General features: G+C 65.8%; 15 protein-coding genes. 6 read left to right on the plus strand and 9 right to left on the minus strand.

Annotated features, from left to right (window positions below):
• Positions 1-94 precede the first annotated feature (94 nt).
• Positions 95-1,063, minus strand: a complete 969-nt coding sequence (locus C449_RS15315) for an aminopeptidase (protein WP_006078948.1) — start codon at positions 1,061-1,063, stop codon at positions 95-97.
• Positions 1,064-1,145: 82 nt separating this feature from the next.
• Between C449_RS15315 and C449_RS15320 the strand changes: the two genes are divergently transcribed.
• Positions 1,146-2,159, plus strand: a complete 1,014-nt coding sequence (locus tag C449_RS15320) for a type II glyceraldehyde-3-phosphate dehydrogenase (protein ID WP_049914357.1) — start codon at positions 1,146-1,148, stop codon at positions 2,157-2,159.
• A 38-nt stretch (positions 2,160-2,197) separates the two neighbouring features.
• Positions 2,198-2,590, plus strand: coding sequence for an Hsp20/alpha crystallin family protein (locus tag C449_RS15325; RefSeq protein WP_006078950.1), 393 nt, complete (start codon positions 2,198-2,200; stop codon positions 2,588-2,590).
• Positions 2,591-2,883: 293 nt separating this feature from the next.
• Here C449_RS15325 and C449_RS15330 read toward each other — a convergent pair whose 3' ends face one another.
• Both C449_RS15330 and C449_RS15335 read right to left on the minus strand, forming a co-directional pair.
• A complete protein-coding gene (locus tag C449_RS15330; protein WP_006078951.1) occupies positions 2,884-3,747 on the minus strand; it encodes an ATP-grasp domain-containing protein in 864 nt (287 codons plus the stop codon).
• Positions 3,748-3,806: 59 nt separating this feature from the next.
• The gene (locus C449_RS15335; RefSeq protein ID WP_006078952.1) at positions 3,807-4,337 is read right to left on the minus strand and encodes a 50S ribosomal protein L16; all 531 of its coding nucleotides are present in this window, start codon (positions 4,335-4,337) and stop codon (positions 3,807-3,809) included.
• 108 nt (positions 4,338-4,445) lie between these two features.
• Between C449_RS15335 and C449_RS15340 the strand changes: the two genes are divergently transcribed.
• The 4 genes from C449_RS15340 to C449_RS15355 all read left to right on the plus strand — a co-directional run bounded on the left by C449_RS15340 (position 4,446) and on the right by C449_RS15355 (position 8,670).
• Positions 4,446-5,453 carry a glutathione S-transferase family protein gene (locus C449_RS15340; RefSeq protein ID WP_049914310.1) on the plus strand — a complete coding sequence of 336 codons (1,008 nt, stop codon included), beginning with the start codon at positions 4,446-4,448 and terminating at the stop codon, positions 5,451-5,453.
• A 209-nt stretch (positions 5,454-5,662) separates the two neighbouring features.
• The gene (locus C449_RS15345) at positions 5,663-6,067 is read left to right on the plus strand and encodes a CBS domain-containing protein (RefSeq protein WP_006078954.1); all 405 of its coding nucleotides are present in this window, start codon (positions 5,663-5,665) and stop codon (positions 6,065-6,067) included.
• Positions 6,068-6,138: 71 nt separating this feature from the next.
• Positions 6,139-6,495 carry a hypothetical protein gene (locus C449_RS15350; RefSeq protein ID WP_006078956.1) on the plus strand — a complete coding sequence of 119 codons (357 nt, stop codon included), beginning with the start codon at positions 6,139-6,141 and terminating at the stop codon, positions 6,493-6,495.
• Between the two features lie 801 nt (positions 6,496-7,296).
• Positions 7,297-8,670, plus strand: a complete 1,374-nt coding sequence (locus C449_RS15355; RefSeq protein WP_006078957.1) for an MATE family efflux transporter — start codon at positions 7,297-7,299, stop codon at positions 8,668-8,670.
• 65 nt (positions 8,671-8,735) lie between these two features.
• Here C449_RS15355 and C449_RS15360 read toward each other — a convergent pair whose 3' ends face one another.
• The 6 genes from C449_RS15360 to C449_RS15385 form a co-directional block, all read right to left on the minus strand.
• Positions 8,736-9,830 carry an ABC transporter ATP-binding protein gene (locus tag C449_RS15360; protein WP_006078958.1) on the minus strand — a complete coding sequence of 365 codons (1,095 nt, stop codon included), beginning with the start codon at positions 9,828-9,830 and terminating at the stop codon, positions 8,736-8,738.
• Positions 9,818-11,638 (minus strand): ABC transporter permease, encoded by a 1,821-nt coding sequence (locus tag C449_RS15365; RefSeq protein ID WP_006078959.1) that lies wholly within the window; start codon positions 11,636-11,638, stop codon positions 9,818-9,820. The genes C449_RS15360 and C449_RS15365 overlap by 13 nt, the downstream gene beginning before the upstream one ends.
• The gene (locus C449_RS15370) at positions 11,611-12,828 is read right to left on the minus strand and encodes a thiamine ABC transporter substrate-binding protein (RefSeq protein WP_006078960.1); all 1,218 of its coding nucleotides are present in this window, start codon (positions 12,826-12,828) and stop codon (positions 11,611-11,613) included. The genes C449_RS15365 and C449_RS15370 overlap by 28 nt, the downstream gene beginning before the upstream one ends.
• Positions 12,829-12,967: 139 nt before the next feature.
• On the minus strand, positions 12,968-13,717 hold the full coding sequence (locus tag C449_RS15375) for a hypothetical protein (protein WP_006078961.1): 750 nt from the start codon (positions 13,715-13,717) through the stop codon (positions 12,968-12,970).
• Positions 13,718-13,896: 179 nt separating this feature from the next.
• Positions 13,897-16,332, minus strand: coding sequence for a heavy metal translocating P-type ATPase (locus tag C449_RS15380; RefSeq protein WP_006078962.1), 2,436 nt, complete (start codon positions 16,330-16,332; stop codon positions 13,897-13,899).
• A gap of 1 nt (position 16,333) precedes the next feature.
• Positions 16,334-17,176, minus strand: coding sequence for a sulfite exporter TauE/SafE family protein (locus tag C449_RS15385; RefSeq protein ID WP_006078963.1), 843 nt, complete (start codon positions 17,174-17,176; stop codon positions 16,334-16,336).
• Positions 17,177-17,196 lie beyond the last annotated feature (20 nt).

A 17,196-nucleotide genomic window follows, 5' to 3' on the forward strand; every position in this document is an offset into this window, starting at 1 on the left:
CCTCCGAGTGACGATTCCGGCAGCGCCATTCTCGCGCCGTCTCACGGTGTTACCGTCTTCTCGCGGGCCGCGCGAGACGGCTTCGCCGCTCGCACTATTGCGGAAGTTCCACTTTCTCGCCGTCGGCGTAAACCGACGGCTCGCGGAGAATCCCGTCGAGGTGGAGCGGCGCTTCGACGTCGCCGCCGATGCCGTGGTCGTCGCCGATCGCGATATGCACAGTCCCAGCCGCTTTCTCGTCGAGCAAGACCGACCCCACGAGCTCCGTGACGGCGAGATTGGTGCCGATACCGAGCTCGGCGAGGTTGTAGGCGTCCTCGCCGACCTCGTCGGCGGCGTTCTCGATCTGGTCGTGGATCGCGTCGTCGGATACCTCGGTCACGGAGCCGTCTTCGACCTCGAATTCGAGCTCGCGATCGAGCAGGCCGTGGGGCATCATCGTGCCGTCGACGACGTACGTTCCATCGGCGGTTTCGGGGCTGACGAACACTTCTCCGGCGGGAAGGTTCGACATCGCGCCGGGCTCGTGGACGATTCCAGTATCTTTGAGCCACTCACGGTCACCCGGCTCGAACGTGATGTCGGTGCCAGCCGGCGACGTCACGCGGATTTCGGCCGCGTCGGCGACCGTGTCGTGGATCTCCTCACAGCACTGCTCGATCTCGCGGTAGTCGGTGTCGAGCCCCGTTCGAAAGACGTCCTCGGTGATTCCAGGGAGGGTGGCGACCCGCGCGCCGACCTCGTTCGCGCGCGAGCGAGCTCGCGTGTGACTCAAGCTCTTCGTCGTCGGACAGAGTACGACGTCGGCCCCCCGCATGGCGGCCGCGACGGGGGCTGGCGGTTCGGTCCCGTGTTGTTCGCCCGGCGGATAGCACGCGACCACGCAGTCCTCGGTCAGGTCGCGTGCGGCGTCGTACAGCGCCTCTCCGATCGCGCGACGCTTGTCGTCGGTGACCACCACACACGACTCGTTCGGTCTGAGCGCGAGACACTGGTTGACCGCCGTTTCGGCCGCGGTCGAGAGCGCCCCCTCGCCCTCCCCACGTTCCCGTTCCTGGCTCATGCCCGACGGTGGGGACCCGACCGCGTTAGGCTTTCGGCCGGCGCTCGAAACGGTTATTCCGCTCGCCCGTGCAGGGCCGATCATGCTCCGAGTCGGGGTCAACGGCTACGGTACCATCGGCAAACGCGTCGCGGACGCGGTCCGCGCCCAGCCGGATATGGAAGTCGCCGGCGTGGCGAAAACCCGTCCGAACTTCGAGGCTGAGCGCGCAGTCGCGAAGGACTTTCCGCTCTACGCCGCTGTCGAGGAGCGCGCCGACCAGTTCGGAGAGGCGGGGATCGACCTCGCCGGGATGGTCGAGGAACTCGTCGAGACGGCGGACGTGATGGTCGACGCCACACCGTCGGGGATCGGCGCGGAGAACAAGTCCCTCTACGAGGAGCACGACACGCCTGCGCTCTACCAGGGCGGCGAAGACGAAGACCTCGTGGACACGAGTTTCAACGCGCGCGCGAACTACGCCGACGCCGCCGGGGCTGACCACGTCCGTGTGGTCTCGTGCAACACTACGGGACTATCGCGATTGGTCGCCCCGCTCGAAGAGGAGTACGGCATCGAGAAGGTGCGCGCGACGCTCGTCCGGCGCGGCGGCGATCCCGCCCAGAGCGGCCGCGGTCCGATCAACGACATCTTGCCGAACCCACGGACGCTGCCCTCCCACCACGGTCCCGACGTCAAGACGATCTTCCCCGACCTCGCGATCGATACCTTGGGGCTGAAAGTGCCAGCAACGCTGATGCACACCCACTCGATCAACGTCACGCTCGACTCCGACGCGACCGCCGACGCAGTCCGCGACCTCCTCCGTGACGAGTCCCGCCTGTTCGTGATCCCCGAACGCCTCGACATCGACGGCGCGGGCGCGCTGAAGGAGTTCGCGCTCGACGCCGGCCGGCCGCGCGGCGACCTCTGGGAGAACTGCATCTGGGGCGAATCAATTACTGTAGAAGACGACGACCTCTACCTGTTCCAGGCCATTCATCAAGAGTCCGACGTCGTACCCGAGAACGTCGACGCGATCCGCGCGGTCACGGGCTCCGCCGACGCGGCCGAAAGCGTCGCCACCACCGACGACGCGCTCGACATGGGGTTCTGACGCGAACCCTTTTGTCCCGTCCTGACCTACCGATGTCCATGAGACGGGACGACCGTGATGACCGTGACGACCGTGATCCATTCGGGGATATCTTCGACGAGATCGAACGGATGATGAACGACATGGTCGGCGGCGACGTCAACATCCAGACCGACACCGTCGGCGGCACCGATCCCCACGTCAGCGTCTACGAAGACGAGGATCACGTGCGCGTCGTCGCGGACCTGCCTGGTGTCGACAAGGAGTCGATCGATCTCACCTGCGACGGCCAGCGGCTCACGATCGACGCTGCCGGCGACCGCCGCGAGACCACCGAACGCGTCCGGCTGCCCGTCCGCGTCGACGAACGCTCCGCGAACGCGACCTACAACAACGGGGTCTTGGAGGTCGTCTTCGAGCGCACCGACGCCTCTGCCGATATCGATCTCTAACACCCACCTTTTGCTGCGCTCGCTCGTTCGCGCCGCTCACTCGCTCGCTGGCAAAATCTGGACCAAAAGCCTCGTCACCCCCTTCGGGGGTTTCTCGGCCCGCTCGCTCACTCCGTTCACTCGCGGTAGAGCTGCACATGCCCTCCGCCTCCGCAACCGCACAGCACCGCCGAAGCCCTCGCTCGCTCCGCTCACTCACCCTTCATCCACCAGGAGAACAAGCTCTCCTGAGCCTCGACTCACTTCGCTCGTCGAGACGCCAGGCCCGCGCCGCCCCGTAGCCGCACCGCTAGTCACACCTGGTCTTCGATGAGCGCCGCGAGGTCGTCATAGAATCCGGATTCGTACTTCGTCTCGTCGTCGATCGTCGGCCGGGCGTTGGTTTCGGAAACTACCACGCGATCGTCGGTCACGAGCAGATCGACACCGAGCCACGGAATCCCCAGCTCCTCGGCGGTTCGCTCGGCGAGATCGCGGAGATCGTTCGAGAGGTCGACGCCCTCGGCCTCGGCCCCACGGTGGACGTTGTGCTTCCACCGCCCCACGCTCCGGGCCGGGTCGGGTAGACGGCGCTCGACCGCGCCGACGTACTCGCCATCGATACACATCGCGCGGTAGTCTGTCGCATTCGGGATGTACTCCTGGACGAGGAAGGATCGATCGCCGGTCGCCTGGTAGTCGTGCACCAGCGCGAGGTAGTCCGCGACCCCGAGGAAGGAATCGAGATCGCCGACCTTCACGACCCCAGTCCCGCGCGTCGTGGAGTTCGGTTTCACCACCACAGGCGGGTCGAACCGCTCGAAGACGGCCTCCAGTGCGGTGTCGTCGACCGGGTTCGAGATCAGTACTGTGTCGGGTACAGGGACGTCGGCACGGGCCAGGCGCGCGATCACGTCGGCTTTGTTCCGGGAGGTCAGGATCGCTTCGCGATCGTTGACCCAAGGCACGTCGAGCAGCGCGTCGGCGACCCCGCCCTCCATAATCCGCGAAGGGTGGACGAAGCCGACGTCGAACCCATTGAACTCGTTCGGCGGGTCGGTCAGCGCTGTCGTCCGTTCCTCGCACTGGACGTGCCGCGCGTCGATCCCGCGATCGGCCAACGGATCGGCCATCCGCTCGAAAGTCTCTTCGCGTGTGGCGACCGCCAGCCTGAGCATAGCGGATCGAGGCCGGCGAGGAACAAAAGCGTTCGAAAAGAGGACGGTTCGGGGAGTGCTCAGGCGACGAGGAGTTCCTCGCCGCGCTCGACGGTGACGTCACACGGCGAGCCGATCTTGTTGTACGCGCGCCGGAGTGCCTCCTTCGCGACGTCGGCCTGGTCGACGTCACACCAGATCGTGAAGATGCGCTCGCCGGCGTCGATCCGTGCAGCGGTGCCGACGGGCTTGCCGAACGCCTGGCGCATCCCATCGGAAACACGGTCCGCGCCCGCGCCAGTTGCCTGCTTGTTCTCCCGAAGGACGTGGTGGGGGAACTTCCGGAGGATCATCTTGTAGTTGCCCTCCCCGAGGTTCTTCAGCAGGTGACGGTTCGCCGACAGTCGCGAGGACTCCATCGCACCGTGGCGGAGCTGGATCTCCTCGTCGACAGAGAGGCTGATCTGGACCGGGTAATCCTCCGGATCGGCCCGGATGTCGCCCATCTTGTGCTGTGCGATCTTCGAGCCGGGGATGCCAGTGATGTACTCCTTGCGGGTGTAGGGAGGCTTCGAGATCTCCCGATACATCGAGGCAGGTTTCTCGGACATGGTCTTACCGACGGGAAGCCGACGGCGCGAATAAAGCCTTCGAAGCCGGCGTGCGCAGCCCACACACGTCGCCGACGGGGCTTTGGGTCCCGAACCCGTACTGTGGCCGTGAACCAACTCATCGACGGCGAGTGGGTATCCGACGCCTACGAGTCCACGAACGACGACGGCGAGTTCGATCGTCAGGAGACGAGCTTCCGGGACTGGATCGAGCCGGACTCGGACGCCGAGTTCCCGGCTGAGGCCGGGCGCTACCACCTCTACGTCTCCCTTGCCTGTCCGTGGGCCCACCGCACGCTCGTGACGCGCGCGCTGCGCGGACTCGAAGACACGATCTCGGTCGACGTGGTCGATCCCTACCGCGCCGAGGACGGCTGGCAGTTCACCCCCGAGCGCGAGGGCGCGACCCCCGACACCGTGAACGGGTTCGACTACCTCCGGGAGGCGTACGTCGCAGCCGACCCGAACGCGACCGGTCGCGTGACGGTACCCGTGCTCTGGGATAAGAAAAAGGACACCATCGTCAACAACGAGTCCGAGGAGATCATGCGGATGCTCGACACCGCCTTCGAGGAGTTCGCGAACGACGCAACGCTCTACCCGGAGGGCAAGCGTGACGAGATCGACGAGACCATCGACGCGATCTACGAGCCGATCAACAACGGTGTCTACCGTGCGGGCTTCGCCGGGAGCCAAGACGCCTACGAGGATGCGGTCTCGGAGCTGTTCGACGCGCTCGATCACTGGGAGGACGTGCTCGCCGACCAGCGCTACCTCTGCGGCGACGTGCTCACCGAGGCCGACGTCTGCATGTTCACCACGCTGATCCGGTTCGACGACGTGTATCATACCCACTTCAAGTGTAACGTCAGGAAGATCGCGGAGTATCCGAACCTCTGGAACTACCTGAAGGAGCTCTACCAGTTGCCCGGCGTGGCCGCAACGGTGAACATGGACCACATCACCGAGCACTACTACGAAACCCACACCGACTTGAACCCGAAACGGATCGTTGCGGTGGGGCCGAACCACGATTTCGACGCGGAACACGACCGCGAGCGGCTGGCTGGCGGACCGCCGGAGGGTGTTAGTGCGAAGGCGTCAGCTGACGATTGAATACGACTCGGGCACTATCGGGAAGCCAACTAACCATCCCTTCGAACCGTCGTACAGCACACGAACGAGGTGATCGAGGATTCTGGCTCGACAAAGGGAACGACCAGTACAGCGTTCGGTAGGACTCGTGCTACGAACCGGAATCCGGCAAATGTTTCTATTCATCTTCTATGATAAATACTTATCACGGGCCGGAGACATTCACAGCTATGGACGATATTTTCGCGGGCCAGCTCATGTCGACCGATCTGTACACGGTCGCCCCGGACACGCTCGTTGAGGAGGTGGCGGGGACGATGCTCGACAACGAGATCGGCTCAGTCCTCGTGGTCGACGAGGACAACCAGCTTCTGGGGATCGTCACCACCACCGATTACGTCGAGATCGTCGCCGAGAGCCATCCGAAGGCCGAGACCACGGTAGAGCGATACATGACCACCGACGTCGTGACGGCCACGCCCCAGGACTCCATTCGCGACATCGCGGACGCGATGATCGAACACGGGTTCCATCACGTGCCCGTCGTGAGCGAACCCGACGGCGTCATCGGGATGGTGACGACGAGCGATCTCACGGGATACATCTCGCACGTCCAGACGCCGAGTCCATCGTAGCTCCCCCGCTGGTGGGACCAGCGCGGTGACGGACCGGAGGGACGAAGCCCGTCGCGCCAGTGGATCGATCCATGCCCGATCGACGCGACACCGACGTCACCAGGGGAGAAATCGACGACACGCCCACGGTCGCGTGCAGTCGGTGTGACCGCGAGTGGGACCTCGACTACGAACTCGACGAGCTCCACGCCGGCAACGGGGCGCTCGAACAGTTCGCGCTCGATCACCGCCAACATACGGGCCATTTCCCCGACGACGTGACGCCGTGGCTCGCGGAGTGTCGTCGCTGTCCGGACCACGAGGCGTTCCTGTCCGAACGTCCCGCGCGGCGGTGGGCCGAAACCCACGCGCGCCACACTCGCCACGGCGTCGCCCTCCAGCACGCCTCGGTCGACGAGACGATCATCATCGAACCGCCGTCGCAGTAACGACGCCGGCGATTGCTACGGACTATCGCGTCATCGGATTTTCCTCGGTACCGCTTTCGTCCGTCGGGCCGAGCAGTCGTGGTCTATTCGGCGAGTGTGGCATAGAATTTCCCTCGCACATCTGTGTGTCTATCCAACGAGCGGAACATTCAGAGTAAGACTACATCCTTGGTATCGTGAAGCAGGTCCTGAATGGTGGACGGGGCCATACAGAGCCCTGAAAGTGGCCAAAGAATGAATGGGTCTGTTCTCACATTATGGACGCGCAATGGCTATCGAAGAGACTGCTTCCAGTGATCGGTATCTGACGAAGCGGAACTTCGTACGATTTTATAAGTGGCTCACGGTTCTCGCACTCGCAGCTGTCGTCGTGTCTGCTGTCGCCAGTGTGGTTGTCCCGAGGGTTGTCACTGGAGTTGTCGTCGGTTCTTGGCTTCTCGTGAGTCTCCTCTTGCTTGTACATATGGGAACCCACAATGATCCAATATAGAGACACATCCAGAACTACTCACGTTCGTCTCGTCGAGTGCGACTCCTGCCGACCGTCCGTCCGCAGCGCGATTGCAGTAGATCGCTGTGAAACCCTCCTCAGACACGTTATTCGGTAGTTACGTGACCACCGAAACACCATGATGGTTGCTAGCACGAATCAGAAACATTCTCGCGTATGTAACGATAAATAGAGCATCGAAATAGAAGAAAGGAAGCCCTATATTCCCCCATCCAGTAGAGCCTTCGTTCGTAGTGGTCCGTCTTTCAAACCCAATCAGAGTAGTCGTACTGTATATCGGTCTCGCGCTCGTGCGTGCCGATCTCATCGAATCGGAGCGGGCACGCCGGACGACCGATCTCGCGTGGCCGCGTATTCTCACCGGTATCGCGCGGATGTCGAAGAACGCGGTCGACATCGCGATGGTCGGCGTCGCGGTCGGTTCCGTCGGTATCGCCGGCGTGGGCTTCGCGAGTCCTTTCTGGGGCCTCGCGTTCGCCGCCGGTGGCGGGATCGCCGCCGGGACGATCGCCCTGGTCTCTCAGCGCTACGGGGCCAAGCGCCTCGGCGCGATCGACCAGGCCGTGCGATCGAGCGCCGCCGTCGTGGTCGCGCTCACGTTGCCGCTCATCGCGATCTTCTGGGTCTTCGGAGGCGATCTCGTCGCCTTGCTGAGCAACGACGCCGAGGCGGTCGCGCTCGGCGCGACCTACCTCCGGATCGTCGCGTTCGGCATCCCCTTTGCGGCGCTCAACCTCATCGGGAGCCGGGTGTTCCTCGGCGTCGATGACGCCAGAACACCGATGATGCTCCGTTCCGGCGGCGCGGTCGCGAACGCCGTTCTCAACGCAGCCTTGATCTTCGGTCTCGATCTCGGTGTCGCCGGTGCGGCGCTCGGTACTGTGCTCTCGAACGCGATCGTGACCGGCATCTTCGCGGTCGGGCTCGTCGCGGGGCGGCTCCCCGTCATCGGCGAGCTCCCGGTGCAGATCGATCCTCGGGGCAGCTACCTCGCCGATGTCCGCGAGCTCGTCGACATCGGGATCCCCGTGATCGGCCGCAACCTCGTCTGGACGGTCGCGGAGTTCCCGATGCTCGCGATCGTCGCGCTGTTCGGCCCGCAGGTCGTGGCGGCGTACGTGATCGCACGCCGGATCTGGGGGCTGATGAACACGCCCGGCTGGGGATTCGGCCTCGCTTCCTCCAGTCTCGTCGGTCAGGCGCTCGGCAGCGGCCACGAGGAGACCGCAGAAGCGTACGGTCGGGAGATCGTCCGGTTCGCGGTCGCGGTCTACATCGTCTCGGCCGCGATCGTCTTCGTGCTCGCCGAGCCCATCGTCGCCACCTTCGCCGGCGGCGGCTCCGAGACCGTGATCTCGGTCGCGGTGTCGCTGGTGACGGCGGCCTGTGTCGCGATCGTCCTCCAGGGCGTTTCGGGGGCTGCTGCTGGCCCGCTCGACGCGAGCGGCGACACCGGCTGGCCCTTCTACAGTCAAGCACTCGGCATCTTCGGCGTCGCCATCCCCTTCGCCTACCTCGGTGCGACGACCTCGCTCGGCCTCTACGGGCTGTATCTCGCCTTCCTCGCCGAGACGACGGTCCCGGCGGTGCTCAACTACTACCGCTTCGCCACCGACAAGTGGAAGCAAGTCAGTCGGCGGCACCGGCCAGACGCCCCGGCCTGACGACTCTGGCATGATCTCGACGGCGCGATGAGGAGTCGCGCGAAAGTCACGGAAACACCGGATTCTCACTCACCGGACAGCAGGTGGACATCGGCTGCGTCGAACCCCACCTTGATGGAGTCATCCGGCGGCTGCCTGGCGTCGGTTTTCACCAGCAGCGAGCGGCCGTTCCACGTACAGTGGAGCCGATAGGCGTCGCCGAGGAATTCGCTGTTCTCGACGGTCGCGGTCAGCGTCGTTTCGCCGCTATCGAGAGAGATCGCCTCGGGGCGAACGCACACCGCCACCGACTCCCCGGTCGACACGTCGGCGGATTCGGGAAGTCGTATCTCGTGATCGTCTACGAGCGCACGCGGCGGTTGGGTCGCGGACACCTCGCCGTCGAAGAGGTTGTTGTCCCCGACGAACTCGGCGACGAACCGCGAGGCGGGTTCGCGATAGAGTCGTTCCGGCGTATCGACCTGCTCGATGCGGCCGTCGTTGACCACCGCGACGCGATCGCTGATCGCGAGCGCCTCGGCCTGATCGTGGGTGACGTACACCGTCGTGATCCCGAGATCCTGCTGAATGTCGCGGACGGTCACCCGGAGTCGCTCGCGGAGGCGTGCGTCGAGCGCCGAGAGCGGTTCGTCGAGCAAGAGGAGTTCGGGACCGGGAGCGAGTGCCCGGGCGAGCGCGATCCGTTGAGCCTGACCACCCGACAGCGCCGACGGGTCGCGCTCGCCCATTCCCGCCATGTCCACTAGTGAAAGAAGTTCGTCGACCCGCTCCTCGGTGGTGGCGTCGCCTGGCGGGTCGCGAAAGTGGAGGCCGTACGCGACGTTCTCGCGCACACTCATGTGGGGAAAGAGTGCGTAGTTCTGGAAAACGATCCCGACGTCGCGCTCTTCGGGAGGAACGTCATCGACTCGCTGGCCGCCGATCCGGACCTGACCGGCCGCGGGCGTCTCGAACCCTGCAATGGTGCGGAGGGTCGTGGTCTTCCCGCAGCCAGACGGCCCGACGAGGGTGAAGAACTCGCCGTTTGCGACCGCGATGGAGACGTCCCGAAGCGCGGTCACGCCGCCGAAAGTCACGCTGACTCCGTCGAGTTCGACGCCCGGATCCGTCCCGCCGTCGGTGGCCTCGACGCCGGTTTCGGATCGGGTCACGGCTCCCACCGCCCGCCGAGGCGTTCGATCACCAGAAAGCTCGCGGCCGTCACCGCCAGCAGTACCGTTCCCATCGCCGTCGCCGGCCCGAGACTCGGCCCGAGCGAGCGGTTCCCGATGTAGCGTTCGAGCGCGACCGGCATCGTGTAGCTGCTGACGCCCTCCGCGAGTAACACTGTCGTATCGAACTCACCGATGGAGATGGCGAACGCGAACGCGCTCCCGGCGAGCACGGCCGCCGCGACGAGGGGCAACTCGATATCGAGGAGCACCCGAAACCGGCTTGCGCCGAGCGACCGGGCCGCGTCGAGCAGCTGGGTGTCGAGGCCACCGAGCGCGGGGGTGACGTTGCGGGTCACGAACGGGTAGGCCGCGACAGCGTGGGCGGCGACAACCGCGACCGCGCCGCCCACGACGATCCGGTGGCCGAGTATCTCGGTGCCGAAAACCAGAGTCTGTAGCAGCCCGAGCCCGACGACGACGCCGCTGACGGCGAGCGGGGCGGTCATGATCGTTTCCGCGAGCCGCGAGCCGGCCCCGCCCCGCACCGCCACCACCGAAACCACGATCCCCATCGGCACCGCGAGGATCAGAGTACTGAAGCCGAACGTGAGCGAGTTCGTGATCGCCGGGAGCGGCCGGACGGTCCCCGTCCCCGTGGCGGCCTGTTGGCGAACGAGGAACTCGTAGTACGCCGTCGTGAATCCGCCGTTCGGTCCGGTCACGCTTTCGAGAACCATACTCGCGAGCGGGCCGACGAACAGAACCAGAATCCCCACCCCGTAGATCCCGAGACCCATCCGGACGGGGTCGCGAAGCGTCCGCCAGCCCTGGACGAACACCTGTCGTGGACGGGAGGCTCCCCCACCGCGTGCGCTCGTCTGCCGGGCCTCGTATCGGAGATAGAGATAAGTCAGCCCGAGCGAGAGGGTGGTTTCGATCGCTCCGAGGGTGGCGGCCTCGGCGAGCGCGAGGTCCTGGACCCGGGCGTAGAGCCAGACCTCGACGGTGGCGAGCCGGAGCCCGCCGAGCGCGAGCACGATCGGAAAGGACAGAAAGGTGAAGACGAACGTGAGCAGCGCCGCGGTCAGGAGGGCGGGCAGCAGCTGAGGCGCGACGACGTCCCGAAACGCACGCAGCGGCGACGCGCCGAGCGCGCGTGCGGTCTCGACGCGCCGCGCGTCGACGGTCTCCCACGCGGCGGTCACGAGTCGGGTCACGAGTGGCGCGTTGTAGAAGGCGTGGGCGAGCACGATGGCTTCGAGCGTGAACAGCAGGTTCACCTCACCGAGCCCGAGCGCACCGAGAACGTCGTTGAGGACCCCTGTCTGGCCGAACATCGCCAGAAAGCCGACCGCGACCATGATCGACGGCAGCACGAACGGCAGGATGGTGAGCGAGCGGAGCGCCCGCCGGCCACGGAACTCGTAGCGCGCGAGCAGATACGCTCCCGGCAGGCCGACGACGACGCTCGCCACCGTCGAGAGCAGCGCCTGGTTGGCCGTGAAGCCGAACAGCCCGAACTCCACGGACGGAAACCCGGCTCGCATCCACGCGAGCACGCCGGCCGGCACGCTCGTCGGGTCGTCGAACAGGTGGTGGGCGACGCCGGTGTAGAACGGATCGGCGAGCACGTCGGCTAGCGGGGCGACCGTCAGTCGGCCGCCGCGAACCACGGCCTCGGCGAGGACGCTTCCAACTGGATAGTAGAAGATCGCGATCAGTATCGCGAGCGTCAGCGCGAAGCCGGCCGGAAGCGCGAGTCGGCTAGTCCACCGCCGCAGCGTCGTCACGCGCCCGCGACCAGCCTCGCCCACTCCTCGACCCACGTCCCGACCGAACCCGCGAGTTCGTCATACGAGAACGTCACCGGTTCGGGCGGTTCCTTCGCGTACTTCGCGAACTCATCGCTGGGAGTGACGCCCTTGACGGCGGGGAACTGGACGTTCTTGACGGCGATGTTCGATTGGGCGTTCTCGGTGAGGACGAACTCCATGAACCGCCGACCGAGTTCGGCGTTCTCGCTGTCCGCGAACAGCGCCATCGTCTCGGGGTTCGCGTAGCCCTGATCGTTGAGGAACCCGATCTGGTGTTTCGCCATGTTCACGTCCGGCCCGTGGTAGAACACTTGGTCCGTGGAGTACGAGACCACCATCGGGGCTTCGCCGTCCATGTACGCCTGATAGGCCGGCTCCCAGTCCGAGAGCACGCTGACGCCGTTCCCGAGGAGTTGCTCCCAGTAGTCGAGGTAGCCGTCCTCACCCTGAGTGATGATCGACCAGAGCAAGAATGCGCGCCCCGGATCGGACTGCTGGGCGTTCTGGGTAATGAGATCACCCTCGTAGCGCGATTCGAGGAGCGATGCGAAGGTCTGGGGCTCCTCCACCTCGTCCTCGTTGTAGACGAGGCTGATGTAGCCTGTGTCGTACGGGATCGCGCGCCCGTTCGGGTCGACGTTCAGCTCGTCTTTCACCGTGTCGGCGCGGTCGAGGCTGTCCGCAGCGGTTTGGAACAGCGACGTGTCGAGTTGCTGGCTGACCCGAACGAGATCGCTCGCGTTTAGCCCGACGTACACGTCGGCGTCGATCGGCGCGCCCTGCTTGGCCCGCTGGATGTACTGGTTGACGCCGTTCTCGGGAGTCACGAACTCCACGGTCGTGCCCGAGTGCTCCGCCTCGAAGGCGGATTTGAGCCAGTTGCCTGCGGTGTCCTCGCCGGTGAACGAGGAGTACGTCGCGACGGTCAGCGTCCCGCTCGCCGACGCGCTGCCGGTCGTCGCACCCGTCTCGTTCGTGGCGCTCGTCCCGTTTCCGCCAGCCGTTCCATCGCCACCGGCTGTTCCGTTCCCGCTGGACGTCCCGTTCGATTCCGTACTTCCGTTCGTGGCCGACGAGTTGGACGCGTTCTGCCCGCTGCCGCCACCGTCGTTGCTGCCGGTGCAGCCCGCGAGCAGCGTCAGCCCCGCCACGCCAGCACCGGCTCGGCGGATGAATCGTCGTCGTTGCATTACTCGGTGATTCCACTGGGTGGCAATTACCCTGTCGGTCGGGAGTCAGTACGTCGCTCAGTGAACAGGAACGGCGACGATGGATCGAATCGTGAGGGATCGAGAAATCACACCGGTCGGGTATCGATTCGACCGGCCGTCACCCACCGGAACCGGTCGAAACGGCGGTGGCGGGTGATCCGAGACTCGGGAGGTTCGGATCGCGGTAGGGGTTGCGGCCGTACACCGCGCCGTGGAGATCCTGCTCGTCGAGCTGCTCGGTCAAGGTTCGGCGCAGCCGGTTGAGAGCGGTGACGTCGAGATCGTACGTCGAACAGAGATCGGTGAATCGGTCCTCGTCGGTGATCGAGTGGAACTGGTCGTAGAGGTCGGCGAGGCGCTCGGGCGACTGCTCGGCGATCCACTCGTCGTCGTGGAGGCCGAGGTGGCGCTCGCGTTCGCGGTCGACCACGTGGCGGATCACGACCAGCGCGACCTTCTCGATCGCGCGCTGGCTGCCGAACGCGGTGAGGTCGAGATCGACCATGATCCCGATGGAGCGGTCGCGCTGCCACGGCGTGAGTGAGCAATCGCCGCACAGGGCGTGGGTCAGCCGGAGCTTTTCGAGGCGGTGAGCACGCTCGCTGTACCCTTCCATCGCGGGATGGCGCTCCTCGTGGAGCCGGCGGAGGTTCTCTCGGAGGTCACCGTCGGGTGAGTCGGCCCGGCCGATCCGGGTCGCGCTCGGCGTGACCAACCCCCACCGGCGAACGGTTTCGTCGCGCTGGAGATCAGCCCGTGCGACGGCGCTGTCGCCGGGTCGTCGGCTCAATCGGACGATCGTCGGCTCCCCGGCCGAACCCTCGTCCGCATCCGTCGGCGCGACCGGTTCGGGCGTGTCGTCGGCCATGTCGACGGCGTAACGGCTACCGACAGTTGAATGGTGGGTTACTGCGAAAAAGCATCACGAACGGATGCCGACTACACCCCGCTCGTATCTATACCTTGTCGCCAGAGGCACTTAAAGAACTGTCGAGCAGCCGCCGGCAGCAGAGGGCGAGGAACGGAGGACCGCTCCGGTTCGGCCTGTCAGTCGGAGTGTGTCGGGGTGCCGATCCGATCGTCGCGGTCGTCAGGGTCGGTTTCGACCGGTTGCCGCTCGTTCGTCGGGAGGAGTCGGCGCTTCGAGTTGAAAACGACGATGAGACTGCTGATCGCCATCATGACGGCGGCGATCAGCGGTGTGATGATACCGGCCATCGCGAGCGGGAGCGCGATGGCGTTGTAGCCCGCCGCCCAGACGAGGTTCTGCTTGATCCGTCCGCGAGTGTTACTCGCTAGCTCGAACAGTTCGGGGACGGCGTCGAGGCGGTCGTCGAGCACGACCGCGTCGGCCGCCTCGATCGCGAGTTCGGTGCCGCTCGACACCGCGATCCCGAGGTCCGCGCTGGCGAGTGCGGGCGCGTCGTTCGTCCCGTCGCCGATCATCGTCGTCGTCCCGCGCTCGCGGAGGCCCTGGACGATCGCCTCCTTCGACTCGGGGCGCACGCCCGCGAACACGTGATCGACCGCTGGATGGTTCGCGAACGTCCCGGTCATCCGCTCGTCGTCACCGGTCAGGACGACGATTTCCCGGCCCGCGTCCGCGAGTTCCGAAACCACCGTCTCCCAGTTCTCCCGAGGCGTATCCTGAACTGTGACGACCCCGCGGACGACACCCCCCCACGCGACCGCCGTGGGATGGGTGCCCGACTCGTAGGCGTCCGTGACGGCCGCCTCGATCGTAGTAGAATTCGTCCACTCGTCGGTGTCGAAGACGTCGGGATGGCCGACCACCACGCGGGTGCCGTCGACGAGCGCCGACACGGTGCGGTCGGCGCGCTCGAAGCTCGACACCGAACGGGTTGTCGGTGGGGCAGCGTCGTCGATCGCGGCGGCGATCGGGTGGCTCGACCGGCGCTCGACGGCGGCCGCCATCGCGAGCACCTCGTCGGGATCGTCGCCGACGACGTCCGCGAGTTCCATTTTCCCTGTCGTGAGCGTCCCGGTCTTGTCGAACACCACCACCGAGGAGTCGTCGACCCGTTCGAGCACCGTCTCGTTGAGCACGAGCATCCGGTTGTCGGTGGCGTCGCGGGTGGCCGCCGCGAGCGCGAGCGGGGTGGCGATCCCGAGCGAGCACGGACACGAGACCACCAGCACCGAGACGCCAGCCATCACGGCCGTGTTCGGGTCGTTGCCGAGCACGAACCAGCCGGCGGCGGTCAGTCCGGCGAGCACGAGCACGAAAGGAACGAACAGCACCGCAAACCGGTTGACGAGGCGCTGGACGCCCGTCGACGAACTCTTGACGTTCCAGAGGAGTTCGACGAGGCGATCCATCGTGCTGGTGGCGTCGGGGCCGACTTCGACCACGATTGCACTGTCGGTGAGGATCGAGCCGCCGAGCACCTCGTCGCCCACGGATTTGCGCTGAGGGACGGACTCGCCGGTGACGAGCGCCTCGTCGATCGCGGCGGTCCCGTCGACGATGGTGCCGTCGACCGGGATGCGCTCGCCGGGCTTGACCAGCAGGCGGTCGCCGGGCTCACAGTCGGCGATCTCGATGGTTTTGGTGGCGTCGCTGTCGTCGTCGAGTCGGCGGGCCTCGTCGACGCGCGAATCGGTGAGGTCGGCGCGGTTGCCGAGTGCGGCGCGTTTGACACGGGATTCGAGGTGGTTGCCGATGGTGACGATCGCGAGCACCATCACTGCGACGTCGAAGTACGGGTCGCGCCCGCCCGTGAGATAGGTGACCATCGAGTAGCCGTAGGCCGCAAGCACCGCGATGGCGATCAGCACGTCCATGTTCGGACGGCCGACACGGAGGCTGACGTAGGCCCCGCGGAAGATCGGGTAGCCGAGTCCGACGAGGATCAACGTGCTCCAGACCGCGAGCGGACCGAACACCATCGCCTCGACGGTGGTTCCGTAGAGGAAGCTCTCGGGATAGATGCCGAGATACACGGGGTAGATGAACAGCACGTAGAGCACCAACACCGGCATCATCAGAATGGCCGCGAGAACGGCGCGGTACTTGCCGAACTCGACGCGCGAGCGCAGCGAGTCGTTCTCCTCGTCGGGGCCGTGGGCCTGGTATCCGAGACGGCTCAGAGCCGTGGCGATCGCGTCGCGGTCGATCCGGTCGGGATCGTACACCACCTGGACCATCTCGGTCGCATAGCTCGCTCTGGCTTCGTGGACGCCCGCTTCCTCCTCGGCGAGCAGCTCGATGAACCCCTCGCAGGTCTGACAGTGCATCCCGTCGATCGAGAGGTAGGCGGTCTCGGCACCGTCGGGAACCTCTGGTCGGGAGTCCTCGGCCGCGACGCGGTCGCGGACGGCCGCGATCGAGAGGTCGACGTCCTCGCCGTCGTCGACGAGCCGTGCGACCTCCAGACAGCCCCGACAGCAGAACTCGCCGTCAACCTCCGTACTCGTGATCGGGTCCTCGACGGAGAGTTCACAGAGGGTACAACTGGACATCTCAGGCCATCGTCCCTGATCCGGCGAGCGGTTGGTAGTACGGGATATCGGGCAGCGGGAGCATGACGCCAAAGCGCATGAATCCCATCGCCAGCAGTACGTACCCGAGCCCAATGAACAACACGCCCAGCCCGTAGTGGACGACCTGCCGCTGGCGGGCGCTCACCGACCCGATCACCGTTCCGTAGAGGAACACGCTCGGCACGGTGCCGATCCCGAGCGCGCCGAGCGAGAGGAGGCCGTAGAGAGGCGATCCCTGCGCGAACGCGTACAGGAAGGCCGGATAGAGCAGCATGCACGGCAGGAGTCCATGTAGCGCGCCGAGGCCGAGGATGCCGACGCCGTTGACCCAGCGATCGATCCGTGTCGAGATCGCCGTGTAGCTCCGTGCGAACACCGACCCGATGCCGGTGCCGGCGATGACGCCTTCGACGGCCCCCTGGCGGTAGCCCGCCAGCCGGGTGAGTCCCATCACGAGGATCGCTGCGCCCGTGAGTACACCGACAGCGCCCTGAAACGGGCCGAGGATTCCGGCGAGACCGATCGTCCCGTACAGCAGCGCACCGGCAGCGCCGAAAACGGTTCCGATGAGCGCGTAGCTCACCGTCCGACCGAGGTTGAACAGCGTGTGCTGGCGCACTTCGTAGAGGGTGAGCGCGCCCGACCACCGGTCGTCTGACTCCATGCGCTCGACGTAGGTCGCGACGAGCGGCCCGCACATCCCGATACAGTGTGCGCCGCCGAACAGCCCGATGAGGAAGAACACCGCGAGGCCGTAGCCGGCCGTGACGCCGAGCCCACCGATTTGTGTCGGGAGCAGGCTCGTGACCGGCAAGGGCTGCATGATGCGTTCGGTACGATTCC

Source organism: Halococcus saccharolyticus DSM 5350 (assembly GCF_000336915.1).
GTDB classification, from domain to species: Archaea; Halobacteriota; Halobacteria; order Halobacteriales; family Halococcaceae; genus Halococcus; species Halococcus saccharolyticus.